Origin of the sequence: Parasedimentitalea denitrificans, assembly GCF_011813015.1 — a bacterium.
Lineage (GTDB): Bacteria > Pseudomonadota > Alphaproteobacteria > Rhodobacterales > Rhodobacteraceae > Parasedimentitalea > Parasedimentitalea denitrificans.
On sequence record NZ_QHLQ01000005.1, the window covers coordinates 139,710 to 158,468 of the forward strand.

16 protein-coding genes and 1 pseudogene are annotated in these 18,759 nt (G+C 52.9%); 11 read left to right on the forward strand and 6 right to left on the reverse strand.

All coding sequences use genetic code 11. From position 1 onward, the window contains the following. Positions 1–11: 11 nt before the first annotated feature. Positions 12–917: a hypothetical protein gene (locus DL239_RS07535; RefSeq protein WP_167683398.1), complete on the reverse strand. Its 906-nt coding sequence runs from the start codon at positions 915–917 to the stop codon at positions 12–14. 193 nt (positions 918–1,110) lie between these two features. On the opposite strand from DL239_RS07535, the gene lipA reads away from it, so the two are divergent. Continuing rightward, a complete protein-coding gene (gene lipA, locus DL239_RS07540; RefSeq protein ID WP_167683399.1) occupies positions 1,111–2,064 on the forward strand; it encodes a lipoyl synthase in 954 nt (317 codons plus the stop codon). A 128-nt stretch (positions 2,065–2,192) separates the two neighbouring features. Here lipA and hpt read toward each other — a convergent pair whose 3' ends face one another. Further along, positions 2,193–2,741 (reverse strand): hypoxanthine phosphoribosyltransferase, encoded by a 549-nt coding sequence (gene hpt, locus DL239_RS07545; RefSeq protein WP_167683400.1) that lies wholly within the window; start codon positions 2,739–2,741, stop codon positions 2,193–2,195. Between the two features lie 73 nt (positions 2,742–2,814). Here hpt and DL239_RS07550 point away from each other — a divergent pair, with 73 nt between their 5' ends. Next, complete coding sequence (locus DL239_RS07550; RefSeq protein WP_167683401.1) at positions 2,815–3,258, forward strand: type II toxin-antitoxin system RatA family toxin; 444 nt, start codon at positions 2,815–2,817, stop codon at positions 3,256–3,258. Between the two features lie 653 nt (positions 3,259–3,911). Here DL239_RS07550 and DL239_RS07555 read toward each other — a convergent pair. The 3 genes and pseudogenes from DL239_RS07555 to DL239_RS21855 all read right to left on the reverse strand — a co-directional run bounded on the left by DL239_RS07555 (position 3,912) and on the right by DL239_RS21855 (position 6,052). Further along, positions 3,912–4,403, reverse strand: a complete 492-nt coding sequence (locus DL239_RS07555; protein ID WP_167683452.1) for a CinA family protein — start codon at positions 4,401–4,403, stop codon at positions 3,912–3,914. 2 nt (positions 4,404–4,405) lie between these two features. Next, entirely contained in the window at positions 4,406–4,918 is a 513-nt protein-coding gene (locus DL239_RS07560) for a phosphatidylglycerophosphatase A family protein (RefSeq protein ID WP_167683402.1), read from the reverse strand. Further along, a pseudogene (locus DL239_RS21855) lies at positions 4,915–6,052 on the reverse strand (bifunctional 2-C-methyl-D-erythritol 4-phosphate cytidylyltransferase/2-C-methyl-D-erythritol 2,4-cyclodiphosphate synthase). Before DL239_RS21855 ends, DL239_RS07560 begins: the two are co-directional and overlap by 4 nt. Before the next feature lie 181 nt (positions 6,053–6,233). On the opposite strand from DL239_RS21855, the gene dusB reads away from it, so the two are divergent. The 5 genes from dusB (at position 6,234) to ntrX (ending at position 13,458) form a co-directional block, all read left to right on the forward strand. Further along, entirely contained in the window at positions 6,234–7,223 is a 990-nt protein-coding gene (dusB, locus tag DL239_RS07575) for a tRNA dihydrouridine synthase DusB (protein ID WP_167683405.1), read from the forward strand. Next, on the forward strand, positions 7,220–8,290 hold the full coding sequence (locus tag DL239_RS07580) for a two-component system sensor histidine kinase NtrB (protein WP_167683406.1): 1,071 nt from the start codon (positions 7,220–7,222) through the stop codon (positions 8,288–8,290). Before dusB ends, DL239_RS07580 begins: the two co-directional genes overlap by 4 nt. Before the next feature lie 14 nt (positions 8,291–8,304). Continuing rightward, the gene (locus DL239_RS07585) at positions 8,305–9,672 is read left to right on the forward strand and encodes a sigma-54-dependent transcriptional regulator (RefSeq protein WP_167683407.1); all 1,368 of its coding nucleotides are present in this window, start codon (positions 8,305–8,307) and stop codon (positions 9,670–9,672) included. Between the two features lie 100 nt (positions 9,673–9,772). Next, positions 9,773–12,052 carry a sensor histidine kinase NtrY-like gene (locus DL239_RS07590; RefSeq protein WP_167683408.1) on the forward strand — a complete coding sequence of 760 codons (2,280 nt, stop codon included), beginning with the start codon at positions 9,773–9,775 and terminating at the stop codon, positions 12,050–12,052. Then, positions 12,049–13,458: a nitrogen assimilation response regulator NtrX gene (ntrX, locus tag DL239_RS07595; protein WP_167683409.1), complete on the forward strand. Its 1,410-nt coding sequence runs from the start codon at positions 12,049–12,051 to the stop codon at positions 13,456–13,458. Before DL239_RS07590 ends, ntrX begins: the two co-directional genes overlap by 4 nt. Before the next feature lie 116 nt (positions 13,459–13,574). Here the strand turns inward: ntrX and DL239_RS07600 are convergent, their stop codons facing one another. Beyond that, positions 13,575–14,051: a hypothetical protein gene (locus DL239_RS07600; protein ID WP_206188385.1), complete on the reverse strand. Its 477-nt coding sequence runs from the start codon at positions 14,049–14,051 to the stop codon at positions 13,575–13,577. A 104-nt stretch (positions 14,052–14,155) separates the two neighbouring features. Here DL239_RS07600 and trkA point away from each other — a divergent pair, with 104 nt between their 5' ends. The 4 genes from trkA to hflX all read left to right on the forward strand — a co-directional run bounded on the left by trkA (position 14,156) and on the right by hflX (position 18,709). Further along, positions 14,156–15,532 carry a Trk system potassium transporter TrkA gene (gene trkA, locus DL239_RS07605; RefSeq protein WP_167683410.1) on the forward strand — a complete coding sequence of 459 codons (1,377 nt, stop codon included), beginning with the start codon at positions 14,156–14,158 and terminating at the stop codon, positions 15,530–15,532. A gap of 1 nt (position 15,533) precedes the next feature. Beyond that, complete coding sequence (locus DL239_RS07610; RefSeq protein WP_167683411.1) at positions 15,534–17,066, forward strand: TrkH family potassium uptake protein; 1,533 nt, start codon at positions 15,534–15,536, stop codon at positions 17,064–17,066. Between the two features lie 132 nt (positions 17,067–17,198). Continuing rightward, complete coding sequence (gene hfq / locus DL239_RS07615) at positions 17,199–17,438, forward strand: RNA chaperone Hfq (protein ID WP_008204623.1); 240 nt, start codon at positions 17,199–17,201, stop codon at positions 17,436–17,438. Continuing rightward, positions 17,438–18,709: a GTPase HflX gene (hflX, locus tag DL239_RS07620; protein WP_167683412.1), complete on the forward strand. Its 1,272-nt coding sequence runs from the start codon at positions 17,438–17,440 to the stop codon at positions 18,707–18,709. Before hfq ends, hflX begins: the two co-directional genes overlap by 1 nt. Positions 18,710–18,759 lie beyond the last annotated feature (50 nt).

An 18,759-nucleotide genomic window follows, 5' to 3' on the forward strand; every position in this document is an offset into this window, starting at 1 on the left:
TTGGGGCTGATTTATGCTGCTTTTTTGACAGCAGCTTCGGAATCTTTGAGCTTCTTTTCGGACGCTGTCAGCTGTGATGCAAAATTCTTGATTGATGCCAGTACTTTCTTGGCACCTTTTGAAGCCTTGATCTTGTCGGGGTGCTTCTTTTTTAAGTTTTGATAGTTTGTGGAGAGTTTCTTTAGTTGCTTGATCTGGAGCTTAGCTTTCTTCAAATCAGTGGTGGCATCTTTCCGGCTGGCTGGAGCATTTTCAACGGCGCTATCACACAGCTCGGTTATACTCTGAACTAGGTTCGAGGCCTCTTTAACGCTCTTCTTGAGCGCTTTGTCTTCCAGTAGCTTAGGAAGATCCGCGTCACTGATTTTCCCGGATTTGCCAGATTTCTTTAGAATATTGTCGACCGTACGCTTAAAGTTGACCGCATAGAGTTTTTCAGGTGCTGTAAGTTTACCGATCGCGTCTTTGGTCTTTTTCAACTCGGCGATTTGCTTTTTAAGAATAGTAGGCAGTTTTTCTATTTCTTTACTCGGCGGGGCTACGCCTTTGTTTTTCTTCTGATACTTTTCGATGTCGGTCTGTAGGGTTGTCAATTTACCGTGGGTTTCTGCCGCTTGTGAACAGTAAGCTTTCAGCTGATCGACTTCGCCGTGATGTGTCTCGACGGCCTTTTTCCAGGTGGTGTGCGCATCCTTGAAACCTTTGTCCTTCATGAAATCGGCCAGTTTTTCGGATTTGACCCCATCTTTCTGGGCCTTGCCTAGGGCGTCGCGAAATTTGTCTTCTTGATCCCAGGCTTTGTTCAAAGTTTTTTTCAGTTGGGCATGTATTTTGGTCGCGCCGGACACCGGCAGTTTTTTAATGCCTGGCTGCAGCTTTTTGAATTCTGATTGGAACTTGTCCCACTCTTTGCTCATGTGAACTCTCCGGAAAAAGACAAAATGTGTGAAACTAAACAGGATGAGTATCGGTCTATTCAGCAGTTTGAGGCAAGAGATTTGCGGGGACAGACACGTTCTGCGCATATTACCGCATTGCATTTTGGGCCATTTCAGTGCCATTGGACTGTGCTAGACAATGTGATGACAGTTGCCAGATGAGGACATCCGCGTGAGAGACCTTAAAATCCCAGAACAGCGCCATCCTGAAAAGGCGCGTCGTCCGGATAATGCTCAGCCGAAAAAGCCAAACTGGATCCGAGTTAAAGCGCCCGGTGGTAAAGCCTATGCTGAGACCCATAAAATCATGCGTGACAATAGCTTAGTTACCGTATGTGAAGAAGCTGGTTGCCCAAATGTTGGCGAATGCTGGTCGCAGGGGCACGCCACGATGATGATCATGGGCGAGGTTTGTACCCGCGCCTGCACTTTCTGTAATATTGCCACCGGCAAGCCGCCAGAAGATCTGGACGCGTTTGAGCCGGGTCGTGTGGCGCATGCTGTAGAGAAGCTTGGACTAAATCACGTTGTGGTCACATCGGTGGATCGCGACGATATTACGGATGGTGGGGCGGACCATTTTGCCCAGACTATTCGAGCAATCCGTCATCGTAGCCCAAAGACAACAATTGAGATTCTGACCCCTGATTTCATCAAGTGTGATCCGTCGGTGCTGGAAGTTGTGGTTGAGGCGCGGCCAGATGTGTTTAACCACAACCTGGAAACCGTTCCGGGGCTGTATCCAGAGGTTCGGCCTGGTGCCAGATACTTCCATTCGCTGCGTTTGCTGCAGCGGGTCAAGGAGCTGGATCCAACGATGTTTACCAAGTCGGGTATCATGGTCGGGCTGGGTGAAGATACCCAAGCCGTACGTCAGGTGATGGATGACATGCGCATGGCAGATATCGATTTTCTGACTATTGGTCAGTACTTACAGCCAACTCCTAAACACCATGGTGTTGATCGCTTTGTCACCCCAGAAGAGTTCGCTGCATATGAAAAGGCAGCCTTTGGTAAGGGGTTCTTGATGGTGTCGTCTACTCCGCTAACGCGGTCATCGTACCACGCTGGCGATGATTTTGCCCGTCTACGTGAGGCGCGCCAAAAGAAGTTTAGCCAGGGTTAAGTCCTGTCAACTTGGCGCAGGCATTTTGCTTGCGCCAAGCTGTGGATTTCACAGACAATGTACAACTGGACTGGCTGTACAGGTCGGTTCAGTGGTGCTTAGTGGTTGGAATTGCAGAATTAACTGTCTTATTCCCCGTCTTCCAGGAACCGAACTTTTCCAATATGGGGCAGGTTCCGGTTTCGCTGTGCATAGTCAATTCCATAGCCAACAACAAACTCGTCTGGGATTTCAAACCCGATCCAATCAGAGCGGAAATCAACTTCGCGTCGGCTTGGTTTGTCCAGCAAGGCAATTGATTTTAACCGCTTCGGGCTGCGGCTTTGCAGTAGTTTGGTGACGTGGTTCAGAGTGTGACCAGTATCGACAATATCCTCAACTACTAGCACATCGCGCCCTTCAATTGCGCCTCGTAAATCCTTGAGAATGCGAACTTCTCGACTGCTTTCCATTGCGTCTCCGTAAGAAGATGCTTCTAGGAAATCTACCTCGATTGGCAGGTCCAACTCTCGTACAAGATCGGCAATAAACACGAATGAGCCGCGCAGCAATCCGACGACCACCAGTTTGTCGGTATCGGCGAACTCTGTAGTGATTTCTCCGCACAGATCTTCGATCCTGGCTGCAATGGTTTTTGCACTGATCATTACATCGATGGCATATGGCCGCTGTGACATAGTTGCCCCCTTGAATTTTTCGTCTTCATAGGACAATACGCGCCGTGAATACAGTAGGAAACCCCAGACCCAAATGCCGTCACATTCTGAAACTCGTAAATTGCCGTTCACCGCACAACAGATGTACGATCTGGTGGCTGACGTCGGGCAGTATCCGAAATTTCTACCCTGGTGTTCTGCCGCACGAATTCGTGGAACCACGCAAAAGGATGACGCCCAGATCATGGAGGCGGATCTGGTGATTTCCTTCAAAGTTTTTCGAGAGCGCTTTGGAAGCCGAGTCACACTCTTCCCGAAGGATCTTAAAATCGACACCGAATATCTGGACGGGCCATTTCGATATTTGACTTCAACGTGGTCATTCGCAGAAACGGAGCAGGGTTGCGAAGTTTCTTTCTTTGTCGACTTCGAATTCAAGAATGCGATTCTGCAGGGGATCATTGGCGTGGTTTTCAACGAGGCGATGCAGCGTATTGTGAGAGCATTCGAACGGCGCGCCAGTGAGCTGTACAGTTAATCGATCGACACATTCGCATCGCTGATATGAGTGGTGCTCTGCTCGGTTTCGACTTGGGCACTTGCTGGATATCAGGTGAGGGGAGTGCGTTTGATGAAGTCCGTCATTCGTATTGCAGACGGAAGCATTGTCGGCAGATCTGTGCCGGGCAGCACACTACAGTCTTAGCTTTCCTTGCGTTGATGTGGAGGGTGGAGTCGTCCGGATGTTCGTCCTGACCTGTCGGACCTTTGGTCGTATCAGTAATTCGTTTTGGACGTTGAGTCATATATATGTTCGGCCAGATGTTTTTAACTAGAGAAGCTTCAGAGACAGTTTCGCCGCTCTGGGCCGCAGGTGATTGATCGCCTATAAGCTGTGTTTGGTCTGGCTGATGAAATTGGGATTGTTTGCCCTGATCACAGACGCTTAGGCTCTCGATCGGTCGGCGTTAGCTATTTTCAGTTGGCCTTCAATATTGAATTCATTCCCATCTGCGTGAGTAAGATTGGGGCCGAAGGCTAGAATTAGGACGTGAATACCGGCTGTTTCGTTTTAAGGTGTGTCGTGCGTTTTTGTGTGGTATGCCGTGCTGTGACTGGATAACTGCTGCATTAATGCAGGTTGCGCCTGCTGCGTTGCAACCAAGCACGTCATCATTCCTGCAGGTCCACCTATTTTCGCAAATCGACCGAAGTTTGACGAATGGCCTGCCTCAATAGGTCCAATGCATGGTCTCGTGCGGCGAGGCGTACGTTGGTGCGGCCCATTGGGCCAAATTCTACCGTTTCTGTTGCAGGTGGTTGATCTAACATTGCTATGCCAAAACAAACCCTTCCCTCGGGTTTGTGATCTGACCCTCCGGGGCCAGCGATGCCGGTGACTGATACCGCGATAGTAGCGTTAGAGTTGTGAAGAGCGCCTAGCGACATTTCTTTGGCTACTTCCTCGCTGACTGCTCCGAACGTGGAGAGAGTAGCGTTGGACACGCCCAGCATGTCGGCCTTGGCCGCGTTGGAATATGTGATAAAGCCTCGATCAAAGACGGCAGATGAGCCCGGAATATCTGTCAAAGCTGCCGCTACCAAGCCGCCAGTACAGCTTTCGGCGGCGGCGATTGTTACACCGGTAGCCGTGGCTTTGGCGATGAGATCCGCAATATCCAGTGTCATTGCGCGAGCATCTGTTCGAACACGCCGTGCCAAAGACCCGCCAGGATGATCACGCCCAGAGCGGCAAAAACTCCGGCGATCACGTCATCCAGCATGACCCCCAGCGCATCGCCCCGGCGATCGGCGCGTCCTATTGGGCCTGGCTTTGTAATGTCGAAAAGGCGGAACAGTGCAAAGGCCGCGATCCAGCCGGGCCACATCGCCAGAATATCAATACCGTGCATCCAGGACGCGTAACTGAGAGGCAATAGCGCGATGAACTGGCCTGCGACCTCATCAATGACAATTTCCGATGGATCGTGATCGTCGGATCCCCGGGTCATTTCTTTGGTGGCCCAGATCCCTTTGATAAAGGTGCCAACTACCGCAAGCGCCAGAAGTGGCAGACCACCCAAGGTGTGAAAGGCCCAGGCCATTGGCAAGGCGGCCAAGGATCCCCATGTGCCGGGGGCAGGGCGCAGGTAGCCGACCCCTGCAACGGTTGCGGTCATTTGGGCTAAGCGGTTCATTTCTTTACCAACGCTGCTGTGGCCAATGCGGCGATGCCTTCGCTGCGGCCGGTGAAACCCAGTTTTTCTGAGGTTGTTGCCTTAACAGAGATGCGGTCGATCTGGATATCCATGATGCGTGAGAGCTCTGCCCGCATCTGTTCTGAGTGTGGACCGATTTTGGGGAATTCGCATACCAGCGTGCAATCGACATTTGAAATGGCAAAGCCCAGTTGATGAGCCAGGTCAACGGCATGGCGCAGGAAGATCTTGCTTGCGGCGCCTTTCCACTGTGGATCAGAAGGGGGGAAGTGCTGACCGATGTCACCGCGTGCCAAGGCGCCGTACAGGGCATCGGTGATGGCATGCATGCCTACATCTGCATCAGAATGTCCTTGTAACCCTTTGTTATGAGGTATTTCCACCCCGCATAAAGTGACCTGATTTCCGGCGCCGAAACGGTGCACGTCGTAGCCGTTTCCCAGTCTGATATCCATTCTATGTCCTCAAAATTCGCTCAGCCCTGGCGAAATCGCCCGGTGTGGTGATCTTTATATTGTCTGGGTCGCCCGGAATGATCGCCACGTCAAGTCCTGCTGCGCGGGCAACTTCGACGTCATCTGCGGCGCCACCGGGATGTGCCAGATGCGCCGCGAGAATGGCGTTGTAGTGAAAGCCTTGGGGGGTTTGTGCGGCGAACAATCCGGTCCGATCGCGGGTACCTGTGACCTGTCCGTCAGAACCTGTCCATAGGGCATCGGTCACCGCAACGGCAGGGGCGGCGGCGGTGTTGTTGTCGAGTGCTATTATAATGGAATCAATTAGTTGCTGGGCAATGCAGGGGCGGGCGACATCGTGAATTAGGACTTTGCTGACGTTTTTTCCCTTAAGTGCCAGTAGTCCGTTTAATACAGATCCTGCGCGATCAGATCCACCTGCGACAAAGGTCAAACCGGGAATGCTTGGGAATGAGTCCTGGATTGTTTCGTCGTCTGGTGGAAGAACAAGTACGATGTGGTCGACTGTAGGCTGTTTGAAGGCATTTAACGTCCAGTCGACAACCCGTTGGCCCTTTAGGGCGCGCCACTGTTTTGCCAGTTCTCCGCCTGCGCGGATGCCTCGGCCGGCGGCAACGATTAGGGCGGCTGTGGTCATTGGCGATCTCTCCGGTTGTTAAGGGTTACCTATGGTGAGACGCAAAGTTAGGCAATCATCTGTCTATTTTCGCCTAAAATTTGTGCATGTGTTGATTGAGGGCACCTTGAATGGGCTGGAATGCTTGTTGCATACATTGGCAATCGTCTAATATCGTCTCACTTGCACAAGGATTAGGCATTTGACCTTTGCCCTGGGATCAACCTCGATGGACCCGCCAATCGCATTGGCGCCGATGGCGGGAATCACCGACCGCCCATTTCGTGACCTGGTCCGTTCATTCGGTGTTGGCCTAATGGTTAGCGAGATGGTGGCCAGCCAAGAGATGGTTCAAGCTAAACCCGGTGTTCGAGAGCGAGCTGAACTGAGTGCTGATGTTGAGAACACGGCTGTTCAACTGGCTGGCCGCGACGCGCATTGGATGGCCGAGGCCGCGCGTCAGGTGCAGGATCGTGGAGCGCGGATTATTGACATCAACATGGGGTGCCCGGCGAAAAAGGTTGTGAATGGCTATTCCGGATCGGCGCTGATGAAAACGCCTGATCAAGCACTCAGCCTGATTGAGGCCGTGGTTGCGGCGGTTGATGTTCCGGTGACGTTGAAGACACGTTTGGGGTGGGACGATGATACACTTAATGCGGCCAGTATTTCGCGTCGGGCGCAGGATGCCGGGATTCAGATGGTGACCATCCACGGTCGAACCCGATGTCAGTTTTATAAGGGCTCGGCGAATTGGGAGGCAATTCGTGCTGTGACAGAGGCGGTGTCAATTCCGATTCTGGCCAATGGCGATATTGTCGATTCTGGCACCGCGCGTCAGGCGTTGAAACAGTCTGGTGCGGATGGCGTTATGATTGGCCGTGGAGGGCAGGGGAAGCCTTGGTTGTTGGCCCAAGTAGCCCATGATTTGTGGGGCAGCAAAGCTCCGGAAATTCCCGATGGTGGTGACTTAATCAACATGATTACAGGTCACTACAGCTCGATGTTAAGCTTCTACGGAGGAGACCTTGGGGTGCGTGTCGCGCGCAAACATCTGGGGTGGTATATGGATGTTGCAAATATCAGCAAAACGGCGCGTCGCGCTGTGCTGACCGAAAAGAACCCAGATGTGGTTTTGCGCCTTCTGCCCGACGTTTTTGCCGAAGAAGACCAAGAAGAGGTGGCGGCATGATTTCTGGAGATGATCTTTGGGCGTCGCTGCCTGTTCCGGCTTTCTTGATTGATGCTGAAGACCGAATAGCCGACATGAATACTGCAGCTGAGGGTTTCTTGAACTCCTCACGCAAGTCGGTTTTGGGGCACCCTGTTTGGGACCAGATCGCTATTGACGCCCCGATTGAGGGGGCGTTTTCGCGGGCTCGGTTGAACGATACAGCCTTGTTTGTGAATGACATCGATGTTGGGTCTGGCAGCCGTGCGCCGCTCCAGTGTTGCGTGCAGGTTTCCCCGGTGGCTGAACACCCCGGTCAAATGCTTTTGATGTTGTCCCCGAGAGAGCTGGCCGGGCGAATGACGCGCACGGATTCGGCCAAATCTGCGGCCCAGTCGGCCATTGGAATGGCGGAAATGCTGGCGCATGAGATCAAGAACCCATTGGCTGGAATTACCGGAGCGGCCCAACTTCTTAGCATGAATTTAGACGCAGAAGATGTTGAATTAACGGACCTTATCGTGTCTGAAAGCCGCCGGATAGTAAAGCTTTTGGAGCAAGTGGAGCAGTTCGGAAACATGTCAGAGCCGGATTTTCATCCGATGAATCTACATGATGTTCTGGACCGTGCGTGCCGTTCTGCCGCGTTGGGGTTTGGCGCCCACATGACGATAACTGAAGAGTACGACCCGTCACTCCCGATGGCTTGGGGCGACGCGGACCAGTTATTGCAAGTGGTCCTGAACCTACTGCGCAATGCCGCGGAAGCAGCGGAAAAGAACCATGGGAAAATCACGATCCGAACCTTCTATGAACATTCGTTCCGCCTGCGTCGTAGTGACGGGACCGGCAAGACGCTGCCGTTGCAGATCGAGATAATTGACGATGGTCCGGGTTTGCCGCCTGAGATTCAAGACGGTATTTTCGACCCGTTCGTTTCGGGACGGGAAAACGGCACAGGTCTGGGCCTGGCGTTAGTTAGTAAAATAATCTCAGACCACAATGGCTGGATCTCTGTGAGCTCGGTGCCCGGACGGACAGTTTTCCGCTTGTCGCTATCGCGGGTTCCGCATGAGAAAAAGACTTAAGGAGTAAAGATCCAATGGACGGCACTGTCCTCGTCGCTGACGACGATCGCACAATTCGAACCGTTTTGACGCAGGCACTGACCCGTGCAGGGTGCAAGGTTCATGCGACGTCGTCGCTGACCACCTTGATGCGTTGGGTCGGTGAGGGCAAAGGGGATGTTGTTATCTCTGATGTGGTAATGCCGGATGGTAATGGTCTGGAAATGTTACCAAAAATCGCAAAGGATCGTCCCGGCCTGCCGGTGATCGTGATCTCCGCCCAGAATACGATTATGACGGCGATCAAGGCCGCCGAAGCTGAGGCATATGACTACATGCCAAAACCGTTTGATCTGCCTGACCTGATGAAGCGCACAGCTAAGGCGCTCGCGCATCGGGAGACTGGGTCTAGTGCCCCTAAGGTCGCTCAGCGTGATCGCCCGGATGAGCTGCCGTTGGTGGGCCGGACAGAAGTCATGCAAGATCTGTACCAGCTGATTGCCCGTGTCATGAATACGGATCTTCCTCTGCTAATAACTGGTGAAAGTGGCACTGGTAAGTCACTGATTTCCCGTGTGATACATGACTTCTCTGATCGTCGGACACTGCCATTTGTGTGCGCAGGGGCATCGGATTTGGTGGATCTGGAAGGCCCGGCCAGGTTGCTGGCAAAGGTCAAGGGCGGCACGCTGTTGATTGACGAGCTTGCAGACCTGGACGATCAGGCGCAGGCGAGGTTGGTTCAAATGATGGATGCGCCCGGCGAGTTCAGTCCTCGGTTTATGGCAACAAGTCAGCAGGACTTGGCGGCTGCTATGGATGCGGGCACGCTACGGCAGGATCTGTATTACCGGATGTGCGGGACAGGTTTGACAGTTCCGTCGCTGCGACAGCGTGTTGAAGATATCAGCCTATTGGCGGATCATTTTTTGGTTCAGACTGAGAATGATGGTGCGCCGCATCGGTACCTAAGCGACGGAAGCCGAGAGATGCTGCGCCATTACTCTTGGCCTGGAAATGTTCGTCACCTCGAAAATGTTATTCGTAGGCTTAGTCTGACGGCGCGTAGTGAAGAGATTACCAAAGAAGAAGTCGCTGCGGTGCTAGGGCCGCAGCCAGAGGTTGAGCCAGCCCTTGGCGGTGGTAATGACGAGAAGCTGTCAGAGGCTGTTGCGCGGCATTTGCAGCGGTATTTTGATCTTCATGGTGACAATCTGCCGCCTCCGGGTCTGTATCCTCGGCTACTTCGAGAGGTGGAAATTCCGCTGATTGAGATTTCGTTGCTCGCGACAGGCGGGAATCAGGCAAAATGTGCTGATTTGCTCGGGATCAACCGAAATACGCTGCGCAAAAAGATTACTGATTTGGATGTACAGGTGACTCGTCGCCGCAAACTGATGTAATATCGCCACATGAGCGTGGCAAACCAGTAGTATAACTGGTAGGCAACCACGATATGAGGCGTATGATCTAAAGGGTCATACATCAGCATGAGGGCAGTGCGTGGCACATAGGTCACATATCCATTCGACACTTGGGCCTTTTGGGGCCTTGGACAGGTGGCGTAGGACAAGACGGGCCCGCAATATGGGCACGCTTGGGATTGTAGTGTTGGGGCCATTGCTGGCCGTTATCACTTTCTTGGTGTTGGGTCCTTTTGGTTGGCGCGCATCCTCCCCGGTTCTGCGACTGATTCTGCTGGCCGATTTGGTCTATGTTTTGACAATTGCGGCCCTTGTTCTGGCTCAGATGGGGCGGTTGCTTGCGGCGCGGCGGATAAAATCGGCGGGATCCCGCCTACACTTACGTCTAATTGGGGCCTTCACGTTTTTGGCATTGGTTCCAACGGTAACTGTGGCCGTATTCGCGGGACTGACTGTGAACGTTGGACTAGAGGGCTGGTTCTCGGAGCGGGTTCGGCAGGTGGTGGGCAGTTCGCTGGCGGCTGCTGAAGCTTATCAAGAACAACAGCGCCGGGATTTATCGGAAGATGCCAAGGCGTTGGCGCGTTTCCTGGACCAAAGCCGCACACGCAGCTTTTACCTGAATGATGCTGAACTGCGGCAGATTTTGACCCAGGGCCAGCTGCAAATTCAGCGAGGATTGCGCGAAGCTTACGTGATTGATGGTGACGGCGAGATCCGGATCCGTGGCGAGCGGTCTTATGAGTTTGATTTTGAACGGCCCGGCGGCGATGACATTAGTAATGCGTCGATTGATGGGCTGACCATTCTGCAGGATTGGGACAATAACGAATTTCGCGCACTGGTCCGGCTGGATGCCTTTGTAGACCGCTATTTGTATGTCAGCCGCAATGTCGACGGCGAGCTTTTGAACCTGCTGGATGAAACCAAGCAAACTGCGCATCTGTATCAGCAGTTAGAGAACGAGCGGGGGCGTGTCCTGTTTGAATTTGGCATGCTGTACCTTGGATTTGCCATGCTCTTGATCTTGGCGGCTATGTGGTTGGGCATGTGGTTTGCCGAACGTCTGTCAAGGCCGGTAGGTCGCCTGACCATAGCGGCAAAGCGCGTTGGTGGCGGGGATCTGAACGTTCAGGTTCCGGAAGAAAATACCGGCGATGAGATTGCAGATTTGGGTCGTTACTTCAACCACATGACGCGCGACCTTCAGGTGCAGCGAGACGCGCTTCTTGAGAATACACGTCACATTGAAGACCGCCGACGTTTGTTTGACTCGGTTCTTTCTTCTGTCACGTCTGGCGTTGTGGGGCTGGATGAACAGGGTCGGGTGACATTTGTAAATAAGTCAGCTGAACGGCTGTTAGACTGGCACGAGGAGCAACAATCGTTGGCGTTGTCGGTGGCGGTTCCTGAATTCGGACCGATGTTCGCTAATTTGACTGCGGCGGGTGGAGAGGCTGTGCAGGGCGAGATTAAAGTCACTCGCCAAGGGCGGTTGGAAAACCTGCTTGTTCGGATGTCGCCCAGACTGTCTGAACATGGCACTTTGGAAGGGTATGTGGTTGCGTTTGAAGATGTGACCGATTTGGTGAGTGCCCAACGTATGGCCGCCTGGGGCGATGTGGCGCGGCGCATTGCACATGAGATCAAGAACCCGCTGACACCCATTCAGTTGAGTGCGGAACGGATCAAGCGCAAGTTTGCACCGCAGCTGGGGGAAGAGAATAGTGATAAGCTGGAGGCGATGACGGATGTTATCGTTAGGCAGACCAATGACTTGCGTCGCATTGTTGATGAGTTTTCAAAGTTTGCGCGTATGCCAGAGCCGGACAGACGTGAGGAAGACCTTGCGCAGCTGGTGAAAGACGCAGTTTTGCTTCAGCAATCTGGCCAACCGGATATACAGTTTGTCACAGAGATACCTGAGGCCTCATTTTTGTCGGAGGTGGATGCAACGATGATAAGCCAAGCGTTGACCAATCTTATTAAGAATGCCGGTGAGGCGATTGCCACGCGAGAACGCAAGACGGGGCAATCGGTTGTTGATCCGCAGGTTCAGGTGAACCTGAGTGAGACGGACAGTTTCTATCAAATCACCATTGCAGATAACGGTATCGGCTTACCCGAAGATCGGGCGCGCCTGTTCGAACCCTATGTCACCACACGTGATGAAGGGACCGGGCTTGGGCTTCCGATCGTTAAGAAGATTATTGAAGAACATGGTGGTAGCCTAGTGTTAGAGGATGCTCCACTGTTCGACGGTCAGCAACACCGGGGCGCTATGGCGGTTATCCGGTTGCCAGCTGCAGCGTATGTTGCGCAAACTAACAAGACTACAATGAAGGCAGGTCTGACATGAGTGACATTCTGGTTGTCGATGACGAACGCGATATTCGTGAGCTAATCTCTGATATCCTGGAGGATGAAGGGTACTCGACCCGCAAGGCCAGCAATTCAGACGAATGCATGATGGCCTTGAACGAGGAACTACCGTCGTTAATGATCCTGGATATCTGGCTAAAGGACAGTCAGATGGATGGTATCGACATCCTTAAGGCCGTGAAGCGGGATAATCCGGAGATCCCTGTGGTGATCATCTCGGGTCATGGCAACGTCGAAATTGCAGTGGCTGCAATTAAACAAGGCGCGTACGATTTCATCGAGAAGCCATTTAATATTGACCAGCTGATGGTTGTGATCCGCCGGGCGATGGAAACTTCGCGTTTGCGCCGAGAAAATACTGACCTTAGGCGGATGGAATCTGGAAGTGCCGAGATGATCGGCAATTCGGCGGTGTACCGAGCCCTGACTGCTCAGTTGGATAAAGTGGTGAAGTCTAACGGTCGGGTAATGTTGAGCGGTCCTGCCGGCAGCGGGAAAGAGATCGCTGCGCGTTACATTCACGCCAATTCCAACCGGGCGTCCTGCCCGTTTATTACGGTCAGCTGTGCAAGCATTGAGCCTGAGCGGATGGAAGAGGTTTTGTTCGGGCGCGAATCTACGGAACGTGGGATTGAGCCGGGGCTGTTGGAGCAAGCAAGTGGAGGGGTGATCTTTTTTGACGAAGTCGCGGACATGCCCTTGGGGACCCAGTCTAAAATTCTCCGTGTATTGGTTGATCAACAGTTTAATCGTGTTGGTGGGTCGGACAATGTGCGGGTCGATCTGCGGGTAATTTCATCATCCAACAAGGATCTGGCCCAAGAAGTCGCGGCTGACCGGCTTCGTGAGGAGTTGTATCACCGGTTGAAAGTGGTGCCGATTGAGGTTCCGTCTCTGGCTGACCGCCGCGAAGACATCCCACTTTTGACAGATCATTTCATCGGCCATTTTAACGAAACGCAGGGTCTGCCGTTGCGCGAGATGAGTGAAGAAGCGGTCGCACTGATGCAAACGATGCTTTGGCCTGGAAATGTGCGTCAGTTGAAGAACGTGGTAGAGCGGGTGCTGATCCTTGGCGAAGGGACTGGCCCTATTGAAGCAAGGGAATTGCCACGTGAAGATGACGCGGCCACGGAAGAGGGGCGTGTCGTGCTGTCTGGTGCATTAGCGACACTACCACTGCGTGAAGCGCGGGAAGCGTTTGAGCGGGAGTATCTGTTAACTCAGATCAACCGTTTTGGTGGCAATATCAGCCGTACCGCAACCTTTGTTGGTATGGAACGCTCTGCGCTTCACCGTAAATTGAAGTCTCTGGGCGTTGTGACGTCCAATAAGTCAGGCGCGCGGATTGCGCACCTCGACAGCGAGGAAACGTTGGCCTGATTGGGGTAATCTGATACCGAAATTCGCGTATATTTGCGGATTTTTACAGTGCTGTAGATTTGAACCGATTTGGATGACGGCAGTATTCACGGAACTCTGCCGTCATCCGGGCGCCGTCAGCCAGGTTCAACGATCTGGAAGCTACCGTCCTTGTTTTTGATAACACAGGAATTTTCGCTTAGTTCTGGCAGTCTGGTGGTCCGGGCCGTGCCAGCGGCACTGGCTATCGATGAGGTGCAGTTCGGCAGCTTGACCAGCTGATAGTTCTTTTGGGCCATGCAGTTTTGCTTGATCCGTTGGCGCATACTCCGGTTTACATCGACTGTGTAAATCTCACCCGGTAGCCAATACCCTGCGCGATGATAGCAATTCGTTCCATTACAGTACTGTTCGCCAGGATAATACATTGGCGGTGATTGGCGGACTTCATTGGCGATTGGGGCATCCCGCAGCGCCTGAGTTTCGCAAGAAAGAGTATCGGTTTGCATCCGCGATACTTCTATCCCTGGCTTGTAATACAGCGTCAACGGGGTGCAGCTGGCAACGCTAAGGAATAGGGGTAAAAAAACTGAAATTCTGATTGATTTGATCATTGAAAAACATTGCTCCTACTAATTCGAAGTTACAATTGAATTGACCCAGTTCTAGGCTTCTGTCATGCAAAATAACGGCAAAAACGCGCCTAGGGGCAAAAAACATGAAAGTCATCATTTGTGGAGCAGGGCAGGTTGGCTGGCAAATTGCACGGCACCTGTCTGGTGAACTTAACGATGTCACCGTAGTTGATAAGAACCCAGATTTGGTGCGCAGGGCTACTGATACGCTCGATGTGCAGGGAATTGCTGGATTTGCCTCGTACCCGGATGTTCTTGAACGGGCAGGGGCCGCAGATGCGGATATGATCATTGCCGCGACCCATTCTGACGAAGTGAATATGGTTACTTGCCAGGTGGCCCACTCAGTTTTCTCAATTCAGCGCAAAATCGCGCGTCTTCGGTCTCAGAGTTATCTGGATGCGATTTATGCAGACCTTTACCGCCGAGATCATCTGCCTATCGACGTTGTTATTAGCCCTGAACGCGAAGTTGCGGCGGCAGCAATGCTGCGTCTTTCGGCTCCGGCTGCTTTTGATATTGAAAACTTCATGGATGGGAAGGCTCAACTGCTGGGCATCACCATTGATGAAGACTGTCCGGTTGTTCACACACCGCTGCGTCAGCTAACGGATTTGTTCTCGACCCTGCGGTCCATTGTGGTTGGCGTGCGACGAGATGGGTCGCTTTTTGCGCCAGAACCGGGTGATCAGCTGTTTGTTGGCGATAATTGCTACGTGTTTACCCACATTGATGATGTCGATCGGACCATGGAAGTGTTCGGTAAGAAGGAAACCAAGCAGGACCGTGTTGTTATCGTAGGCGGCGGCAATGTCGGGCTTGAAGTGGCGAAGGCGTTGGAGAACCGCACTGGTCGAACGCGTGCCAAGATGATTGAGCGCGACCGCAAGAAGGCGGAACGGGCCGCAGAGGAATTGGTCCGAACAATTGTGTTGAATGGCGATGGTTTGGATCGTTCCTTGATGATCGAGGCGGGGACAGACCGGGCTGATGCAATGTTGGCTGTGACGGACGATGATAAAACCAATATGCTGGCCGCCGTACGTGCCAAGGCCGAGGGATGTGCCTTGGCGATTGCATTGATCAATGATCCGACTCTTGTTCCCCTAATGGCGCCGTTGGGAATTGATGCCTACATCAATCCGCGTTCGACCACTGTGAGTTCAATCCTGCGCCACATTCGACACGGTCGCGTGCGTCAAGTTTATTCGGTCGGGGATGCCGAGGCCGAGGTGATTGAAGCCGAAGTCATGTCGACCTCACCGATGGCGGGACAGATGATCCGGGATATCGATTTCCCGGAGGGTGTGTTGGTTGGAGCAGTCTACAAGGGCGGAGAAGTTCTGCGCCCAAGTGGCGTGATGCGGATCGAAGAGGGGGATGTGATCGCATTGTTTGCAATGTCGGATGACGTGCCCGAAGTTGAGCGCCTGATGCAGGTCTCGATCGACTTCTTCTAGCATGAAGCGGGCCTCATCATCTCCGGGCATTCTTCGCCTACCGCTTTTCCTGTTGATATGGGGCATTGCATCTTTAGCTATGTGGGTGCCAGCCGTTCATGCGTTGGTGCTAGATGACCACCCAACATCGCAGAGCTTTTTTTACTCTGGTATCGTAGGTTTGATGTTGGTGACCCTTATCGGGCTGTCGGTTGGAAATAGGGTGCCACGCTATGGAATGCTTGGCCAACTGCTGTCATTGCTGGCCACCTTTGCAGTTTTGCCGCTCTTTCTGGCGATCCCCACCTATGATGCTTTGCAAAACACAACCTATCTAAACGCTTACTTTGATATGGTCAGTGCTATAACCACGACCGGGGCCGATATTTTCGCGGATCCCGATCGCCTACCGGCTGGTGTGCACTTATGGCGAGCACAAGTTGGATGGCTGGGCGGTCTGTTGATGTGGATTGCTGCATCGTCTGTTTTGGCGCCACTATCATTAGGTGGGTTTGAAGTTACTGCGCGTGGGGAACCCGGCCGTGGTGACATTGCCCCTGCACATATGCAACGCGGTGATCCAAGACGTCAGCTGGTTTTGGTGACCAAAGCACTGGTCCCGATCTATGTTGGCCTGACGTTAGCCCTGTGGGTGCTGCTGATGATGACCGGAGGAGATAGCCTGTCCGCGTTGAGCCACGCTATGTCTGTGCTGGCGACGTCTGGTATTTCAGCTGTTGGTGGGGTGGAGAATGCCAACAGTGGTTTGGCAGGCGAAATGGTGATGTTCCTGTTTATGTTCTTTGCGCTGTCGCGTTTGACATTTTCTACTGACACAGCGGGGGCAGGATATGTTCGGTTGGACAAGGACCCAGAGTTCCGCGTTGGGATGATCCTGGTGATCGGAGTTCCGTTGTTGCTGTTCTTTCGTCATTGGTTGGCGGCCCTGGAAGTCAGTGCGACAGAAGACCTGCCTCAGGCATTGCACTCGCTATGGGGAACTGTGTTTACTGTGATGTCGTTTCTAACAACGACTGGGTTTGAAAGTGCAGATTGGATCGCCGCGCAGCAGTGGTCTGGCCTGGGTACCTCTGGATTGATCTTGATGGGGCTGGCTCTTGTTGGCGGTGGCGTGGCAACGACAGCTGGCGGTGTGAAATTACTGAGGGTCTATGCGCTGTACCTGAATGGGTTGAGAGAGATGGAGCGCTTGGTGCATCCGTCGTCAGTTAGCGGTGAGGGAGCCGGTAACAAAAGACTGCAGAAAGATGGGGCTTTTGTTGCCTGGGTTTTCTTTATGCTGTTTGCACTGTCGCTGGCTGTTGTCAGCAGCAGTCTGGCTGCATTGGGCTCCGATTTTGAGCAAGCATTGGTTCTTGCGATTGCGGCGCTGTCAACCACTGGGCCACTGATTCATGTTGCAGGTGATTCTGCGATCTCTCTGGCGTTGCTAGAACCGTCGGCCAAAATGGTTTTGTGTTTTGCGATGGTACTGGGGCGGCTAGAAACTTTGGCGATTATTGCATTATTGACACCGAACCTCTGGCGTAATTGATCTCTTCTGGTTAACAAAGCAATGTTGCTCAATGTTTTATGGTTGGAAACGCCTAAAATCTGTGCCCATACTGATTCTATAAGAGTCGCGCTGGTCCGCAGCGTGCAGCAAGAACAAAAGCGAGAACAAACTATGGCTTCGGATCGACAGAATCTTCAGGATGCTTTCCTGAATCATGTACGTAAAACTAAGGTCCCAGTTACAATCTTTCTGATCAACGGTGTGAAACTTCAGGGTGTGATTACCTGGTTTGACAACTTTTGTGTGCTGCTCCGCCGTGATGGACAGTCGCAACTGGTGTATAAGCACGCGATCTCTACCATCATGCCCGCTCAGCCGATCAGCCTTTATGAGGGTGAAGACGCCTCTTGATGGAGCATGACAAGATACAGACCCGCGCATGGGTGCTGCATCCGGATATAAAATCAAATAGCAAGCGCCGTCCTGCGGAGCCTGCTTTGGAAGAAGGTGTGGCCCTCGCTGAAGCGCTGCCTGATCTGGATGTGATCGGGTCCAATGTGGTGCGCCTGCCGAAGGCGCATTCTGGCACTTTGTTCGGGTCGGGTAAAATCGACGAGCTAAGGGCGGTTTTCAAGGCTGAGGAAATCGATCTGGTTTTGATTGATGGTCCGGTTTCACCTGTACAGCAGCGTAACCTTGAAAAGGAGTGGGGCGTTAAGCTTCTCGACCGGACCGGGTTGATCCTTGAAATCTTCTCGGACCGTGCGCGAACCCGAGAAGGGGTGTTGCAGGTCGAGATGGCGGCGTTGTCCTATCAGCGTACCCGATTGGTCAGAGCTTGGACACACCTGGAACGTCAACGTGGTGGGCTTGGGTTCGTTGGGGGGCCGGGGGAAACTCAGATTGAATCTGACCGTCGGGCCATTGATGATCAGCTGGTACGGTTGCGCCGTCAGCTAGACAAGGTGGTCATGACTCGGTCGCTTCACCGTGAGGCGCGCGCCAAGGTTCCATATCCGATTGTGGCTTTGGTGGGATATACCAACGCTGGCAAATCTACGCTGTTCAATAGGCTGACTGGCGCTGATGTCATGGTCAAGGACATGTTGTTCGCAACACTTGATCCTACCATGCGGCGGGTTGAGTTGGAGGACGGGCCAGAGATTATTCTGTCTGACACTGTTGGGTTCATTTCCGACTTGCCGACAGAGCTGGTCGCCTCGTTTCGTGCGACGTTAGAGGAAGTTCTTGGGGCCGACCTAATCGTCCACGTACGTGATATCAGCCATGACGATACACATAATCAGGCTGCAGACGTCAAAAATATTCTGACGTCACTTGGGGTCGATGAAAACCGGGCTCAAATCGAAGTCTGGAATAAACTGGACCTGCTGCCAGAAGAAGAGGCCGAGGCGCGCCGTCTGAGGGCGGAACGCGAAGACGGTATACATGCGATTTCTGCTTTGTCGGGCGAGGGTCTACCTGACCTGATGCGCGATATAGGTGAGATTTTGCAAGGGGTGCGCACGAGGGAGACGCTTACCCTTGGGTTTTCGCAAGGAAAGCAGCGTGCTTGGCTATTTAGTCAGGATCTTGTCCAAGGCGAAGAGCAATCCGAAGATGGGTTCGAAATCACGGTTTTGTGGTCCGAACGCCAGAAATCCCAGTTCAATTCCCTATAAACAAGCTGATCTGAGTTAAGGGTTTCCTTTGGCTCAGATCACCTGATGCG

Excerpts from the sequence above, each read along its gene's own strand:
- hpt (WP_167683400.1), bottom strand. The coding sequence starts at position 2,741 with ATGTCACAGCGGCCATATGCCATCGATGTAATGATCAGTGCAAAAACC.
- DL239_RS07610 (WP_167683411.1), top strand. The coding sequence starts at position 15,534 with ATGAAGCGGGCCTCATCATCTCCGGGCATTCTTCGCCTACCGCTTTTC.
- DL239_RS07550 (WP_167683401.1), top strand. The coding sequence starts at position 2,815 with ATGCCGTCACATTCTGAAACTCGTAAATTGCCGTTCACCGCACAACAG.
- hfq (WP_008204623.1), top strand. The coding sequence starts at position 17,199 with ATGGCTTCGGATCGACAGAATCTTCAGGATGCTTTCCTGAATCATGTA.
- DL239_RS07585 (WP_167683407.1), top strand. The coding sequence starts at position 8,305 with ATGGACGGCACTGTCCTCGTCGCTGACGACGATCGCACAATTCGAACC.
- trkA (WP_167683410.1), top strand. The coding sequence starts at position 14,156 with ATGAAAGTCATCATTTGTGGAGCAGGGCAGGTTGGCTGGCAAATTGCA.
- hflX (WP_167683412.1), top strand. The coding sequence starts at position 17,438 with ATGGAGCATGACAAGATACAGACCCGCGCATGGGTGCTGCATCCGGAT.
- DL239_RS07600 (WP_206188385.1), bottom strand. The coding sequence starts at position 14,051 with ATGATCAAATCAATCAGAATTTCAGTTTTTTTACCCCTATTCCTTAGC.
- DL239_RS07560 (WP_167683402.1), bottom strand. The coding sequence starts at position 4,918 with ATGAACCGCTTAGCCCAAATGACCGCAACCGTTGCAGGGGTCGGCTAC.
- DL239_RS07580 (WP_167683406.1), top strand. The coding sequence starts at position 7,220 with ATGATTTCTGGAGATGATCTTTGGGCGTCGCTGCCTGTTCCGGCTTTC.
- ntrX (WP_167683409.1), top strand. The coding sequence starts at position 12,049 with ATGAGTGACATTCTGGTTGTCGATGACGAACGCGATATTCGTGAGCTA.
- DL239_RS07535 (WP_167683398.1), bottom strand. The coding sequence starts at position 917 with ATGAGCAAAGAGTGGGACAAGTTCCAATCAGAATTCAAAAAGCTGCAG.